The organism is Nitrospirota bacterium (assembly GCA_030645475.1).
Classification (GTDB): domain Bacteria; phylum Nitrospirota; class Nitrospiria; order Nitrospirales; family Nitrospiraceae; genus Palsa-1315.
In genome coordinates this window covers 23520-37396 of sequence record JAUSMA010000069.1, presented here as the reverse complement: position 1 = coordinate 37396, position 13877 = coordinate 23520, and the positions used below count along the sequence as shown (strand labels likewise).

The window sequence follows — 13877 nt, the reverse complement described above, 5'->3', positions numbered from 1 at the left end:
TGATAATTGACTTTTTTCGCCCCCCCCAGTATGCTCATTCCCTTTCCAACAGAAGGAGTTAGGGGCATGAAAGTTATTCTACAAGAAACGATGGAAGGGGTCGGCCACCTCGGCGATCTCCTCGATGTCAAAGACGGATACGCACGGAACTTTCTACTTCCGCGCAAAAAAGCAGTACTAGCCGACAGCCGCAGCATCAAAGCATTTGAACATATCAAGCGCGTGGCGGCCGAGCGGGCAAAGAAAGAAAAAGTCGAGATCGAAACCCATGCCAAGAGCATCTCAGCCGTGTCCCTTACGGTGGAGACCAAGGTCGGCAAGGACGACAAGATGTTCGGATCGGTCACGGTCAAAGACATTGCAGAAGGATTGGCTGAAAAAGGATTCGTGGTGGATCGGCGCAAGATCCAGCTGGAGCAGCCGATCAAAGAACTCGGCACCTTCACCGTGCCGATCAAGCTCCCGCGAGACGTGACCGCAACGGTAGTCATCCACGTCGTGAAGAAACAGGAAGCCGAAGCGGCCCCTGCCGAGGCCTAAGAGGGAATAGGTAGTCATGAACGATGCGGTTGGTTCCTTAGACGCGCTCAAAGCCACAGACCCGGATGTCTATGCCGCGATTGCCGCCGAGGAAGAGCGTCAGCGCAACAAGCTGCTCCTGATCGCCTCGGAGAACTTCGCCAGCCCCGCGGTCCTCGCCGCTCAAGGCTCCCTCATGACGAATAAGTACGCTGAAGGGTACCCGGGCAAACGGTACTACGGCGGCTGTCAACATGTGGACACCGTCGAATCTCTCGCTATCGAACGCTGCAAGCAGATTTTCGGCGCCGAGCATGTAAACGTGCAGCCCCACTCAGGGTCGCAGGCCAATATGGCAGCTTACCTGTCCGTACTGAAGGCCGGCGACACCATCCTGGGGATGGACCTCGCGCAAGGCGGTCACCTCACTCACGGTAGCAAGGTCAATTATTCAGGAATCCTGTTTCGCGCATTTTCCTACGGCGTGGACCGAGAGACCGAAACCATCAACTATGACGCGGTGCAAAAGCTGGCAGAAGAATGCCGGCCACGTATGCTCGTCGTAGGTGCCAGTGCCTATGCGCGGACCCTGGACTTTCCGCGATTCCAACAAATCGCCAAATCGGTCGGTGCCTATTTGATGGTCGATATCGCCCACATCGCTGGCCTGATCGCTGCGGGACTCCACCCGAATCCTATCCCCTATGCCGACTTTGTCACGACGACGACCCACAAAACCCTGCGGGGACCCCGTGGTGGCGTGGTCATGTGCAAGGCCGAGCATGCAAAAGCAGTCGACAAGTTTATCTTCCCCGGAATGCAAGGCGGGCCCTTGATGCATGTGATCGCCGCCAAGGCCGTCGCGTTCAAGGAGGCGCTCTCGCCCTCGTTTACGCGGTACCAACAGCAGGTCATCGCCAATGCAAAAGTGCTGGCCCAAGGGCTCCTCGACCGAGGATATAAGATCGTATCGGGCGGTACAGATACTCATCTCATGCTGGTGAATCTGTCCAACAAAGGCATTACCGGCAAAGAGGCGGATGCCGCATTGGACGCCGCCGGCATTATCGTGAACAAGAACGCCGTGCCCTACGACGAGAAACCACCAGCCGTGGCCAGTGGTATTCGGTTGGGAACTCCCATAGTCTCGACCAGAGGGATGCGGGAAACCGAGATGAAAGAGATTGTAGACTTGATCGATCAGGTACTACAGCATCGGCAAGATCCCGCAATGCTCGAGAAAGTTCGCACGCAGGCCAAAGCGCTCTGCAGCCGCTTTCCGATCTTTCACACCTACTAAGCCGCGCCAGACGGGGCAGGATCACCGCCTGTGAAATGTCCGTTCTGCGATGAACTCGAAGACAAAGTCGTCGACTCGCGTATGGCGAAGGAAGGCGAAGTCATTCGCCGTCGGCGCGAATGTCTCGGCTGCAAACGCCGTTACACGACCTACGAGCGTGTCGAAGAAATCCTTCCCGTGGTGGTAAAAAAAGACGGCCGCCGGGAATCGTTTGACCGCAGTAAGATTCTTGCCGGCCTCAAAAAAGCCTGTGAAAAACGGCCCATCAGCACGGCTACCATCGAAATGGTGACGGACCGTATTGAAAAACGCATTCAAGAGATGGGGGAGACGGAAATAGAAAGCCGGATCGTGGGCGAAGAGTTGATGAAAGAGCTGCATCAATTAGATCAGGTCGCCTATGTTCGCTTTGCCTCTGTCTACCGTGAGTTTAAAGATATTGACCAGTTCATGGACGAGCTGAGAACGTTGGCTCAGCAACGCCGCGACCGGTGAGGGCCGCGGAACCCATCCTCTCTCCTCATCGTCCTCTCCCTGTCCTTCCCTGGTTCGCCGGTTAACAACATGGTGCGGTCTCACTGCAAGCAGGTGTCAACATGCCGATAACCAAGGCCAAGGCTCCCAAACGACCACGCAAGATACATGCGCCAACTGGCACGCATGTCGCGATCATCGGCGCAGGTCGTGGCGGCACAGCACTGATTGAAATCTTTGCAACAGACCCATTAGTGCAGGTCGTCGGCGTGGCTGAAGTTCAGAAAAATGCACCGGGTATCGCACTGGCGAAACGGCTCGGCATCCCTGTGACCCGCGATTACCGGAAGCTTCTGGATCTTGAGCGTGTAGATCTCATCATTGACGTATCGGGCAATGCCAAAGTCTGGCAGTTACTCCAAGACTTTCACCGCATGGGCGTGACGATCATCGGCGGGGCCAGCGCGAAATTCATGTGGGAACTCATCGAGGCTCGCATTCGCGCCACGGCAGAAATCGAGAAGACCTTAAATAAATACCAATCGCTCTATCGGCTCTACGTCAAGGAAACGGGTGTCGCGGTGACGGAGGAGCGAACGCGCATTGCTTGCGAAATGCACGACGGTCTTGTGCAGAGTTTGGCCGGCGTCAACTTCAAGCTGGATCTGAGCCAGCAACTGATTCGAAAAGACCCGAAAGCCAGTCTGGCTACCTTGCGCGAAAGCAAAGCTCAGTTGAAACTGGCCATCCAGGAGGCGCGGCAAGTCATCTTTAATCTTCGGCCCCTCCACTACGATAAGATGGAGCTGCTCCCCGCCCTCACCAACTACCTCACCTCGTACGAAACCCAGTACCACATCAAGACGCAATTCCGCGTATCCGGCGATGAACAGATCTTATTTCCGCGCACCAAAATCTTCCTCTTTCGCATTGTGCAAGAAGCCCTCAGCAACGTCGAGAGACATGCGAAAGCGACTCGAGTCACCGTGGAACTAGACATCGACCCCGAACGGCTCCGTGTCACAATCGGGGACAACGGCGTGGGATTCGACATGGACACGGTGCTACGTGATCCCGATAAATGGGATCATTTCGGAATTCGAGGCATTCTAGAGCGGGCTCGCCTGGTAGGAGGCGAGGGCAAGATTGATTCAAAGAAAGGGCGTGGGACGACGATCGTCGTCGACGTCCCGCTGATGAAAAAGGAGACGACAGCGCATGGAGAAGATTAAAGTACTCATCGCAGATGATCATCGGGTCGTGCGTGAAGGACTGGCCGCGATCCTCAAGACGAAAGACGACATCCTAATCGTGGGGGAAGCCCAGGATGGCATGGAGGCCGTCGAAAAGGTGAAGACGTTGGTACCCGACGTGGTACTCATGGACGTAAGCATGCCCAGAATGGGCGGGGTCGAAGCGACTAGACAGATTAAGCGCGAATTCCCTCACATCGGCATCGTGGCCCTGACCATGTATGACGAGCAACAATACATCTTTGATTTGGTACGAGCCGGGGCCACCGGATATCTCTTGAAAGATTCTGAGTCCTCTCAGATCGTCGCCGCGATACGCGCGATCTACAAAGGCGAATCCCTCATCCATCCCTCGGTCGCAAGCAAGATCTTGGCAGAGTTCTCTTTGATGTCCCAGAAAAAGGGCAAAAAACCAGGGTGGGTCGAGCACGACCTGACAGAGCGAGAGATCACAGTCCTCCGCTTGGTCGCTGACGGCAAGACCAACAAGGAAATTGCCAATAATTTAGATCTGAGCGAAAAGACCGTCAAGAACCATGTCCGGAATATTTTTCACAAGCTCCAAGTCTACGATCGCACACAAGCCGCCATCCTGGCCATTCGGAAAGGCCTCATCGAGTTGGACCCACGACCATAGCTGCTGTGACCACTACAGGAAGCCTTCCTGCGAGACAAGACGTTTTCAGATCGCCCTAAAGCAGCCGATTACACGGTTGACTCAGCCACCAACAGGTCTTGAGCCTTTGCTACCGACCACAGCGATCGACGTCAAAGCACTGCGACTGTGCTCCCTGCATTCTATGAAAAGTCACAGGTGTAATATTTATACAACGCCACTTACAGCAAGGGAAATGTCTATTTATGCATGTAATATCAATGTCTTATTGTTGTTTAACCTCAACAGAAATCTCTGGCACACGAGTTGCTTTTACCTCTGTGTAATTATTGAGGTGATCTGTGAGAGTACAGCAGACGTTGGCAAATGCGGTGAGCTGTTCAGGGGTTGGGCTCCATTCAGGACTGCCCGTAACTCTTACACTCAGACCTGCTCCAGCGGATACCGGTGTGGTATTCGTAAACCGAAGCGGCAAAGGCGGAGCCTCTCTTGCTGCCTCCGTTGAACATTTGGTGGCAACGGAACTCTGCACGGCGATCAGCGGGAATGGCTTTCAAGTCAAGACGATCGAACACATTCTGGCAGCATTAACCGGACTCGACATCGATAACGTATACGTCGAGGTTGATGCCGCCGAAGCCCCCGTCATGGACGGAAGTGCAGGCCACTTCGTTCGCCTCATTCGCTCAGCTGGCATTGCTCCCCAGAGCCAACGGCAACCCTATCTGAAAATCACACGGCCCCTCGAGGTCATAGATGGAAATCGACGGGTTCGTATCGAACCGTCTTCGACCACGAAAATTACCTACTCTATCCACTACAATCATCCATTGATCCAGACTCAGACCTACGCCTATGAGCACTCGGTCCATGCCTTCGAACGCGAGATCGCGGACGCCAGGACATTCGGCTTCATGCAGGAAGTGGAAGCTCTCTGGGCCCGTGGACTTGGAAAGGGTGGCAGCCTGGATAATACGATCATCCTTTCTCAGGACGGTATCCTCAATGAATCAGGCCTGCGATTTACGAATGAATTCGTCCGTCACAAGATTCTGGACCTGATTGGAGATTTTTCATTACTCGGCGTACCCTTTATCGGACATGTGATCGCGGAACGCTCCGGGCATGCGATACATACGCGCCTTGTTCAACAGATCCTGAACCATCCGGACAGCTGGGTATTGCTCAACGCTGAGGAACCAGTTGCCGCGTCCGAACCACGCTCGGCCATGGCTGCACCGCGATTTGCATCGCTGGTGGCACTCCAGGCCTCCTAACTCCTATCCTTTTCAATGGAACTCTGCTCGCGGTCTCGCCTCAACAGGCGAGATGATTCATAACGTGTGGTGAACGATCAAGTGATTTAACGTCGGGAGCAAGTGGCCTTGCTCCCGACGCTAGAATCAAGGCGGGGACTACTTCTTCTTCTTCTTTGCTGCTTTCTTCGTCGCCAAGACTCTCACCCCCCTTCGTGTCTTTTAAGGTCTAACTGGCCCAGTCGCACTACACTGCGTGGATCAGGGCTTCTTCCAATGCCTCAAACGTATTCGGCCCCACTTTCCTGAACCGCTTATCTCGCTTCAAAGACGTCGCGACAGATGTTAACGGGGTCTTCCCCTTAATCTGGAGACCCCCTTCGACCAATCGTTGCACAAGTTCTTTTGCATGCATCGACCGGTTCGCCTCGCGGAGCATTTCGTACGCGGCTTCAGAAACACTCTTCCCGGAGTACTTACTCCGGCCCATGAGGATTTCCCTCGACTGGTCCGTGACATCAGTATTGGGTCGTTGTCGGCCGCCTTTTTCATCGGAGTAGAATTGGCTGGAAAGACTGGCGAGCTTGGCTTTGTCGGCTTCAACGCGAAAGAGCGTTTCTGCCAATTCCAAATATTTTTTGATCGTGGCGATTTCGTCGTCCAAGCGACGACGTTTCTTTTCAAGTTCTTGCAGCCGGTTCTTGTACGCGCTAATCCGCTGCTCAAGACCGACCAAAATATCGGTGAGTTCTTCCACGAAATCGCCCCCAGGTGAAGCATGCTTGCTTTATAGCATTGCTTGCAAAGCAAGTCAATAGGTAAAGTTGTATTAGTTGCTTGCATAGCATGATAGCTTTAAAACTGATCATTGCTTACTAAACATGGTCTCGGTTAAGTCTATTAGAGTGACAAGCAAGCATGTACTTTCACTGCACGATGAACGGATGACCTGCGTCAAAGATCTATCCGCTCTGCATGGTTGAAACATGGGCTCGTGTTAAGATGCCGCCCCATGACTCCAGCACAGAGTGACAATATTCCCCTCGACAGAATCCTTTCCGTCGCGACAGATGCAGCCCGCCAGGCCGGAGCCGTTCTCATAAAGTCCGCGCGTACTGGATTTCGCATTGAGCATAAACAGGTCATTAATCTGGTCACCGATGCCGACCACGAGGCGGAACAACGGATCATTGACGTTATCCACGAGACCTTCCCAACCCACCCCATTCTCGCCGAGGAACGAGGGCTGACCGGACAGGCCCAATCCCGCTATAAATGGATAATCGATCCTCTTGATGGTACGACCAACTTCGCCCACGGATTCCCCGCTTACTGTGTGTCCATCGGAGTGGAATGTGACGAACGTGAAGTAATTGGGGTGGTCTATGACCCGACTCGAGATGAACTCTTCACCGCGCAGCTCGGCCACGGAGCCCAACTCAACGGGACACCCATTTCCGTATCCTCCACGGATCATCTCGATCAGGCGCTTCTTGTCACGGGGTTTGCGTATGACATTCGCGAGACCCCGAATAATAACTTGGACCACTTCGCACGATTTGCCTTGAAGGTGCAGGGGCTGCGGCGCACGGGAACGGCGGCTTTAGACCTCTGTTATGTTGCGGCCGGCCGATTCGATGGATTTTGGGAAGTGAAACTAAACCCTTGGGATATGGCGGCGGGAGTCGTCATCCTCCGAGAAGCCGGGGGAATGGCGACAGACTTCAACGGTACCCCCCTTTCAATCTATGAGCAAGAACTGGTTGCAAGTAACGGGGTAATCCATCAGTCCATGCTCGACGTACTCCGTGAGGATCTAACCCACTCATAGAACTCAGCCCCGCCACGCTCACGCCAATCCAGCGAGATGGGCGAACAGCCAGGACTAGCCCTAGAGGCCTGCTGGCAGATATACAGACCGAATGTTGATGCGGTATGATCTCCCACTACACACGTGAAGGAGATTGGCTCAATGGCACGATCAACGCCTCCATCAGGACCATTAAACGGAAACTCTCCCCAAGCGACAGGAACCGAGTCGCACAACAAGGATGTGGAACTGCTCCGGGTGCTCGTGAGCCGAAAGGGAACACAAGTCGATGCTCAATGGGCGATCCATCCCCAACTGAAACAAGATTTGTTGCCGACGGAATGGCAAGAAGTCACCGACCTCATGGCCAAGGTGACCGGTATCGTCGGCACGAGGTTTTCGCAGGTGCTCACCCAAGCTGACCCCGAACCACCCAGCAACGCCTAGCAGCCGAAGCTAGCAGTGACAGTTGAAGCGGTCTTGTTCCGGAGCACTCAAACTCGGCCAGAACCGTCGACCAAGGAGTTGCCTATGGACACCTACTATCATCCCCATGATCTGGGGAAGTTTTCCGATATGGGCAAGGGGAACAAGGATCTCTGGGACAAGTTCATGGCCTACTACAGCGCCGTCTTCGCTGAAGGGGCTTTGACCGAGCGAGAGAAGGCCCTCATCGCCCTTGCGGTCGCCCACGCGGTTCAATGCCCCTACTGTATCGATGCCTATACGCAGGCTTCCCTGGAGAAGGGGTCGAACATCGAGGAAATGACAGAAGCCGTCCATGTCGCCTGTGCCATCAGAGGCGGCGCATCGCTCGCGCATGGCGTTCAGATGCGCAATGTCGCCGATAAGCTCTCGATGTGATGGGATCGGGGTCACGCTCAGCTAGAGGTAGGGGTTTTCAGGAACGGCCAAAGTAAAATACTTGCCGCGTTCTTCGTAGAGAATCCGCGCCGCCGTCAACGTAGCCAAGGCCTGATGAATGTCTGCGTCGCTGCTCTCGCCTTTGCCGGCTCGGCTTGTTAGCTGGGCACGAATCTGGTCCACACTTTTAGCCGCTTCGTTACAGGCCTCGATGATCCCCGCTGCAGGCCAATCATAACGCCGCCTGATCGGTGCCTTTGGATTCCGGCCATCGTAGACCGTGACATAATCCATCGCCTTCGAGTAATAGAGAAACGGCCGATCGCTTGACGCGACTAATCGCTGCCACTCCTGAACCAGGTCGACCAATTCTTGATAGACCTCTTGGTCCACCTGCCAATTGTCCAATTCATACTCGAAGTCATAGGCGATCTTCTTCAAGTCCACCTGCCGAGCATCATAGACATACTCGTAGGGCGTCCCAGGACCGGTGATACGAACACCATATTCCTGTGGCTTGGTGTAGTAGGGACTGAATCGTTCCAGCCATAACTTGCCGGTCGACTCCGGCGGATGCAGATGGAACAACGACGGGATCAGGTCGATCTGCCGACGGTAGTCTTCGTTCGTTTCTCCGGGAAATCCGAGCAGGATATTCCACGACACCGCGACATGATAGTAGTAGCTCCACTTAAGGCAGATGATATTCTGCATCGGGGTGACGCCCTTATCCATCGACTGCAACTGATTGAGGCTCAGACTCTCCAATCCCGGCTGCATACACTTCACGCCTCCGGCAGCGAGTGTTCGGATCTGGCTCTTGTGGAGATTACTTTTCGTTTCGATGAATACATCGAGATCACAATGGTCTGCCGCAAATCGACCGAAGAGGTTGTCCACATATTTCATGTCGATGATGTTGTCCACGAGGCGAAATCGCGCCGTGTCATAGCGACTGGACAGATAGGCCATCTCCCGGGCCACTTGCTCGGACGATTTCGCCCGAAACTTCATACTCTGTGCGTTCAATCCGCAAAACGTACAATGATGCTTCTCCCCCCACCAGCAGCCCCGTGACCCCTCATAAAGAAGAATCCGGTCGAGCCCCTGTGCCGCATCCCCGAGTTCAGCCAGCAAATGATAGTAATCGTCATAGTCCGGAGGACCGGTCTTCGCAAAATCCGTGAACAATGCCTGGTTCGGGTTGAAGGCGATCCTCTCGCCCTCTCGATAGGTCACGCCGCTGGGCATCGCCCCGGTCTTTCCCCCAAGGAGATAACGAACCAATTCCGGGAACACCTCTTCCCCTTCCCCCACCACGACATGATCGATGAAGGGAAAGGCCCTAAAATATTCCAGCCCCATCTCGCCGTCGTAATTCGCTCCACCGAACACGATCGTCACATCGGGATAGAGATCCTTGATGAGTTTAGCCATCGTCAAGCTAGCGACATTTTGGTCGAACGTGGAGGTGAAGCCGACAATCTTGTATTGCCCCCAGTCAATGGAGGTCAGAGCCCCGGTCAAGAACTGTGGCGCCGTCCTCGTCGCCATACCTTCAAAGAACGAAGCCTGATGCCCACTCTCCTTGGCAACCTGCTCAAATACCGGCTTGAAGAGTCGGGGGTACTCGGCGCGCTTCGGATTGTCTCGGAACAAGAGGTAGGAAAACAGCCATTCGCCAAACAGCGCCCGCTTCTCGCAGATCATTTCATAGAGGGGGACACCGATCTTGTGGGCGAACCGAACATTCAGATGGTGGCAGTCGACGGGGATTCCCCTCGACTTGAGCAGCGCAGAGAGGGTGCCCAGTTGGATCGAAGGATACTTCGAGTAACTAAACGGCATATTGACGAGCGCCACCTCGGCCTTGTCGCTCATCTGCTGCCTCGTGGGTTCATGACACAACTATCTGACATGGGATTAACTGGCGGATGCGCGAAACGGTTCAAATTCGCGATCGGCTTTAGCTGCCATAAAAAAATCGCTCTCGGTCAAGCCATTGATCTTGTGAGTCCAGATTTCGACCTTGCATTTGCCCCAGGCGAGATAGAGATCCGGGTGATGACCCTCGGCTTCAGCAATCGCGCTCACTTTGTTCACGTAGGCCAGTGCCTGGGCGAAATCACTGAATGTATACAATCGTTCAAGATGGCCGACCTGATTCAGCGACCAGCCCCGCCCGAGTTCTTTCAGTAGAGTCTGCACGCGATCCGCCGGAACCGGCGGCACCCCACCACGGCAAGGGATGCATTTGTTGTCGGCAAGACCCATGACACCACCTCCCGATAGGGAATCCATTCCCCCGGTCGTTCACTCCGAGCACGGTATTCTAAAGGGGCTCAGGCAGGAAGGGCAAGGTGGGGAAAACTGGAGACCAGGAAGCTCTACGGGCTTGCTTCCCAGGCATCGCTCACTGTGCTAGGGAACAATGGTACAAGTTGCCATGAACCACCCTTCGAATAAGGAACCAGGACAGAAATCCTCTATGCGAAAAATTGGTTGGTTCACGGCTACCTGTGTTCTCATCAGCAATATCGTCGGGGGCGGCATCTTCACGACGACCGGCATCATGGCCCGGGATCTCGGCGATCCGATGCTGATTCTCCTCTTATGGTTCATGGGAGCATTATTCGCCGTCGGCGGTGCGATGATCTATGGCGAACTGGGGTCGCGCCTCCCACATGCCGGCGGGGATTACGTCTACCTGCGAGAGGCCTATGGGCCTTTGGTGGCATTCCTCAGTGGATGGACCTCCTTTACGATCGGCTTCGGGGCCGCAGTCGCAGCCTCAGCTATCAGTTTTTCGTCCTATGCATTGAGAGTGATACCGATCGTGGATGAGCAGGGATGGCTGGCAAAGGGTCTATCACTCGCGCTGCTCTGGATGGCGACCTTCCTGCATTGCCAAGGCCTGGGAACCGGCGGCCGCGTGCAGCTCTTGCTCACCACCACAAAAGTCGTCGCCATTGGGGGATTGATCCTCGGCGGGTTATGGGCGATGGCAGACCAGGGAATCGGCCTCCTCGAGAGGCCCTCCCTGCTCCAGCCGACGTTTGGAGCCTCCGCCATCGCGCTGGTCATCGTGACTTACTGCTATCTCGGCTGGAACGTGGCGGGCTACATTGCCAGCGACATCGTTGACCCCCGACGGACCTTGCCCAGGATCATGATCGGGGGCACAGCCTTCGTCGCCATGATCTATCTCCTGCTGAATGTCGTCTACCTGTCGACGCTCTCGATCACGGAGTTGGCCCAAGAACCCATTGTGCCGGTCGCGGAGAAGACCGCTGCAGCCTTGTGGGGACCCCAGAGCGGACGAGTAGTGGCTGCCATTCTCTGCCTCTCCATTGCTGGAGCCGTCAGCGCCATGACCTGGGCAGGACCCCGTGTCTATTGGGCGATGGCACAGGATGGCATGATTACGCCCTGGCTCGCCAAGCTCCATCCCCGCACCGCCGTGCCGGCTCGGGCAATCGTCTTTCAAAGCCTCTGGGCCTCACTACTCATTGTGAGTGGAACGTTCGAACAACTCCTCGTCTATAGTGGCCTCGTACTCTCGTTCTTCATGGCCTTGACCCTCTCCTCCATCTTTCGTCTTCGTCGAGCACGTCCCATAGAGATCCAGCAGTACCAGGCACCACTCTATCCATTTCTCCCGATCACGCTCGTCTGTGGTGCTGCCGCCCTAGTCCTCTCCAGTATGCTCGAACGACCTGCAGAATCGCTCTACGGTGCTGCAACTGTTCTCAGCGGTATTCCGCTGTATTACTACTGGCGGAGGGCGAACAATCACCACCGGCATGAGTCCCAACGAGGCCCATAAAAATCCCCATCCCAATCATCCACCTCAATCCGACAGGGCTCGCCCACACCGAGAAAAGCAGAGTGAAGACCGGAGGCGTACCCTCTGGAGCGCACGGTGCGACGAATAAGGAGCACCAAGTTTGTGCGCACCGCCGAGCGGTGAGGCGGCCGGGTCCCCGTTTTGAACAGCCTGCCAGAAATGGAACGGGCGACCCTGCACTAGGTAGGAGGTCGCCCGTTCTATGGCGCTTAGGACGCCGGTTTCGCTGTGTAATTGTCTCGGCCCAGCAAAAACTGAAACCCGCGCGACTACGAGAATATCGGGCACCTGATCGGGGGAACATGCATGCATCCCCGGAGCTTGTGTGCCTCGGCCAGCGTCGAGTTCTCCACGATGAAATCGGCTGATAACCTATTGGTCTTTGGTGCCGTTACGGCACAGCCAGTGGAGAACCGGCTAACACGATCAATCAGAAGCCCCGCCTTCGAGTCGACGGGCCTATGTGGTCAGGTGGAGTGAGATCATCCATCGCTACCCTCCTCTCTTGAGAAAGTGTGCGGGGGACCCGTTGACAGCCGCGCGGTCTGTCCGGTCCCTCTGATCGAGTGAATGAATGGGCCGTACTTTCCTCATACGCCCATTAGTAAAACGTGTCAATGGGGTGCCATTATTTTTTGTGCGGACACCCGCAAGCCTTTCAGGAGCGAATACCGTCCTACGGTTATGAAAAGAAGCCTTCGTAGCAGCCACATTCGGACCCCCGACCACCACTTGCGGCTTCCTTCACAAACGACAAGGGGGGATCAACCTGATGGCTGATCCCCCCACAGACAACGCCGAAACGTAAGTACCCCTAATAGCCCGTGCCCTGGGCCTTCCGTTTTGCCTTTTCAATCTCTTCCGTCATCTTCCCTTCGGCCTGGCTCTTATGCTGGGCAGCCATGTCGCTCATCTTCTGCTCGGCTTCAGATTTCTTGTCACTCGCTGCCTGGCGGGCGCTGGAATTGGATTCCGTTGCGGACCGCTTGGCATTGGCCATCTCCTGATCGAGCTTTTGCTGCATATCGCTGAGCGACGGAGCTTGCCCGAAGACGACTGAAGACAATCCCAGAACCATCATGGACATCGTCAACGTTACAGACATTGATCTGCGCATCTGAAGTTCCTCCTAAATGATGAGAACCGCCCGGGGAACGAGCGGCTTGGGGAAGCCTATCGAACAGTCTACATAGATTCAAGTGCCTACGATGATGGGGATCGCCCTATCGCCCCGTCTGCCTATTTCATGATCGGCGCGTACTCCCCCGTCCGGTAACCCACCGGAGGAGCAAACAGACTGTCGTCTAAGCGTTGGGCCTTGATGTGAATCGCCTCCTCACGAGATGCTTCTTTTCCTGATTCGTCTCGTTCGATGTCGCGGAGAGGAAAGCCGCCGTCTTTGATGATGTCGCGGACCCAGGAAGGATAACCTCCACCACCTGCAGGATCACTGGACAGTAACCCGTAGAACGCCGCGTTACTGATGCCCTTCGCAACGCAGACTTCGCTGGTTCCGTCATCGTCCTTGCCCACATAGATCTCACAGGGATATCCAGCCACCTTGCTGCGTTTCCCGGTCTTCGTCACCGTCGTGCCCTCGAACATCTTCTTGACGTCCTCAGACTTCAGATGATTCCGTGGCAGAATCATCATGCTCCGCTCTTGAGATTCCACGACGAATCCTTCTTGGGTCGTGGAATCCCACACCATGTAATCTCCATTCCTCTCACCATCGGCACGCATCTTCTCACCTTTGAAATAGGTCTTGTGCGTGCTCACCTCGCCATCAGACGATCTCTTCATAACCACCACGCCTTCAAAAGAACCAGCGCGCACGAGACTCGGATACCCAAGCCAGACCAGACCCGACAAGGCCACCGCTAACAATGTGATGCCCACGTCACTGCTCGCCCTGTGGATTTTGTTCATTCGGTTTTT

The 13877-nt window shown here is 55.1% G+C and carries 15 protein-coding genes; 10 read left to right on the top strand and 5 right to left on the bottom strand.

Translation table 11 applies throughout. The features are described 5' to 3' along the window. Positions 1–66: 66 nt before the first annotated feature. The 6 genes from rplI (at position 67) to lpxC (ending at position 5439) form a co-directional block, all read left to right on the top strand. A complete protein-coding gene (gene rplI / locus Q7U76_15180) occupies positions 67–540 on the top strand; it encodes a 50S ribosomal protein L9 (GenBank protein MDO8357727.1) in 474 nt (157 codons plus the stop codon). 16 nt (positions 541–556) lie between these two features. After that, positions 557–1819 (top strand): serine hydroxymethyltransferase, encoded by a 1263-nt coding sequence (glyA, locus tag Q7U76_15175; GenBank protein MDO8357726.1) that lies wholly within the window; start codon positions 557–559, stop codon positions 1817–1819. Positions 1820–1849: 30 nt separating this feature from the next. After that, positions 1850–2314 carry a transcriptional regulator NrdR gene (gene nrdR, locus Q7U76_15170; protein MDO8357725.1) on the top strand — a complete coding sequence of 155 codons (465 nt, stop codon included), beginning with the start codon at positions 1850–1852 and terminating at the stop codon, positions 2312–2314. Between the two features lie 101 nt (positions 2315–2415). Next, positions 2416–3525: a sensor histidine kinase gene (locus tag Q7U76_15165; GenBank protein ID MDO8357724.1), complete on the top strand. Its 1110-nt coding sequence runs from the start codon at positions 2416–2418 to the stop codon at positions 3523–3525. Beyond that, entirely contained in the window at positions 3512–4183 is a 672-nt protein-coding gene (locus Q7U76_15160) for a response regulator transcription factor (GenBank protein MDO8357723.1), read from the top strand. The genes Q7U76_15165 and Q7U76_15160 overlap by 14 nt, the downstream gene beginning before the upstream one ends. Before the next feature lie 320 nt (positions 4184–4503). After that, positions 4504–5439, top strand: a complete 936-nt coding sequence (lpxC, locus tag Q7U76_15155; protein ID MDO8357722.1) for a UDP-3-O-acyl-N-acetylglucosamine deacetylase — start codon at positions 4504–4506, stop codon at positions 5437–5439. 226 nt (positions 5440–5665) lie between these two features. On the opposite strand, the gene Q7U76_15150 is transcribed toward lpxC, so the two are convergent. After that, positions 5666–6175 (bottom strand): winged helix-turn-helix domain-containing protein, encoded by a 510-nt coding sequence (locus tag Q7U76_15150; protein ID MDO8357721.1) that lies wholly within the window; start codon positions 6173–6175, stop codon positions 5666–5668. Between the two features lie 255 nt (positions 6176–6430). On the opposite strand from Q7U76_15150, the gene Q7U76_15145 reads away from it, so the two are divergent. The 3 genes from Q7U76_15145 (at position 6431) to Q7U76_15135 (ending at position 8092) form a co-directional block, all read left to right on the top strand. Then, on the top strand, positions 6431–7249 hold the full coding sequence (locus Q7U76_15145; GenBank protein ID MDO8357720.1) for an inositol monophosphatase family protein: 819 nt from the start codon (positions 6431–6433) through the stop codon (positions 7247–7249). Between the two features lie 141 nt (positions 7250–7390). Next, positions 7391–7675: a hypothetical protein gene (locus Q7U76_15140; protein MDO8357719.1), complete on the top strand. Its 285-nt coding sequence runs from the start codon at positions 7391–7393 to the stop codon at positions 7673–7675. A gap of 84 nt (positions 7676–7759) precedes the next feature. After that, the gene (locus tag Q7U76_15135) at positions 7760–8092 is read left to right on the top strand and encodes an arsenosugar biosynthesis-associated peroxidase-like protein (GenBank protein MDO8357718.1); all 333 of its coding nucleotides are present in this window, start codon (positions 7760–7762) and stop codon (positions 8090–8092) included. 21 nt (positions 8093–8113) lie between these two features. On the opposite strand, the gene Q7U76_15130 is transcribed toward Q7U76_15135, so the two are convergent. Next, complete coding sequence (locus tag Q7U76_15130) at positions 8114–9973, bottom strand: RiPP maturation radical SAM C-methyltransferase (GenBank protein ID MDO8357717.1); 1860 nt, start codon at positions 9971–9973, stop codon at positions 8114–8116. Between the two features lie 42 nt (positions 9974–10015). Further along, complete coding sequence (locus Q7U76_15125; GenBank protein ID MDO8357716.1) at positions 10016–10366, bottom strand: 4a-hydroxytetrahydrobiopterin dehydratase; 351 nt, start codon at positions 10364–10366, stop codon at positions 10016–10018. A 214-nt stretch (positions 10367–10580) separates the two neighbouring features. Between Q7U76_15125 and Q7U76_15120 the strand changes: the two genes are divergently transcribed. Beyond that, the gene (locus Q7U76_15120) at positions 10581–11918 is read left to right on the top strand and encodes an amino acid permease (GenBank protein ID MDO8357715.1); all 1338 of its coding nucleotides are present in this window, start codon (positions 10581–10583) and stop codon (positions 11916–11918) included. Positions 11919–12753: 835 nt separating this feature from the next. Here the strand turns inward: Q7U76_15120 and Q7U76_15115 are convergent. Both Q7U76_15115 and Q7U76_15110 read right to left on the bottom strand, forming a co-directional pair. Further along, a complete protein-coding gene (locus Q7U76_15115) occupies positions 12754–13056 on the bottom strand; it encodes a hypothetical protein (GenBank protein MDO8357714.1) in 303 nt (100 codons plus the stop codon). Between the two features lie 122 nt (positions 13057–13178). Next, positions 13179–13868 (bottom strand): DUF4412 domain-containing protein, encoded by a 690-nt coding sequence (locus tag Q7U76_15110; GenBank protein ID MDO8357713.1) that lies wholly within the window; start codon positions 13866–13868, stop codon positions 13179–13181. Positions 13869–13877 lie beyond the last annotated feature (9 nt).

Bases quoted from the DNA above. Each gene is read 5' to 3' on its own strand.
- rplI (MDO8357727.1), top strand. From the start codon at position 67: ATGAAAGTTATTCTACAAGAAACGATGGAAGGGGTCGGCCACCTCGGC.
- glyA (MDO8357726.1), top strand. From the start codon at position 557: ATGAACGATGCGGTTGGTTCCTTAGACGCGCTCAAAGCCACAGACCCG.
- Q7U76_15165 (MDO8357724.1), top strand. From the start codon at position 2,416: ATGCCGATAACCAAGGCCAAGGCTCCCAAACGACCACGCAAGATACAT.
- Q7U76_15160 (MDO8357723.1), top strand. From the start codon at position 3,512: ATGGAGAAGATTAAAGTACTCATCGCAGATGATCATCGGGTCGTGCGT.
- Q7U76_15145 (MDO8357720.1), top strand. From the start codon at position 6,431: ATGACTCCAGCACAGAGTGACAATATTCCCCTCGACAGAATCCTTTCC.
- Q7U76_15140 (MDO8357719.1), top strand. From the start codon at position 7,391: ATGGCACGATCAACGCCTCCATCAGGACCATTAAACGGAAACTCTCCC.
- Q7U76_15135 (MDO8357718.1), top strand. From the start codon at position 7,760: ATGGACACCTACTATCATCCCCATGATCTGGGGAAGTTTTCCGATATG.
- Q7U76_15130 (MDO8357717.1), bottom strand. From the start codon at position 9,973: ATGAGCGACAAGGCCGAGGTGGCGCTCGTCAATATGCCGTTTAGTTAC.
- Q7U76_15125 (MDO8357716.1), bottom strand. From the start codon at position 10,366: ATGGGTCTTGCCGACAACAAATGCATCCCTTGCCGTGGTGGGGTGCCG.
- Q7U76_15120 (MDO8357715.1), top strand. From the start codon at position 10,581: ATGCGAAAAATTGGTTGGTTCACGGCTACCTGTGTTCTCATCAGCAAT.
- Q7U76_15115 (MDO8357714.1), bottom strand. From the start codon at position 13,056: ATGCGCAGATCAATGTCTGTAACGTTGACGATGTCCATGATGGTTCTG.
- Q7U76_15110 (MDO8357713.1), bottom strand. From the start codon at position 13,868: ATGAACAAAATCCACAGGGCGAGCAGTGACGTGGGCATCACATTGTTA.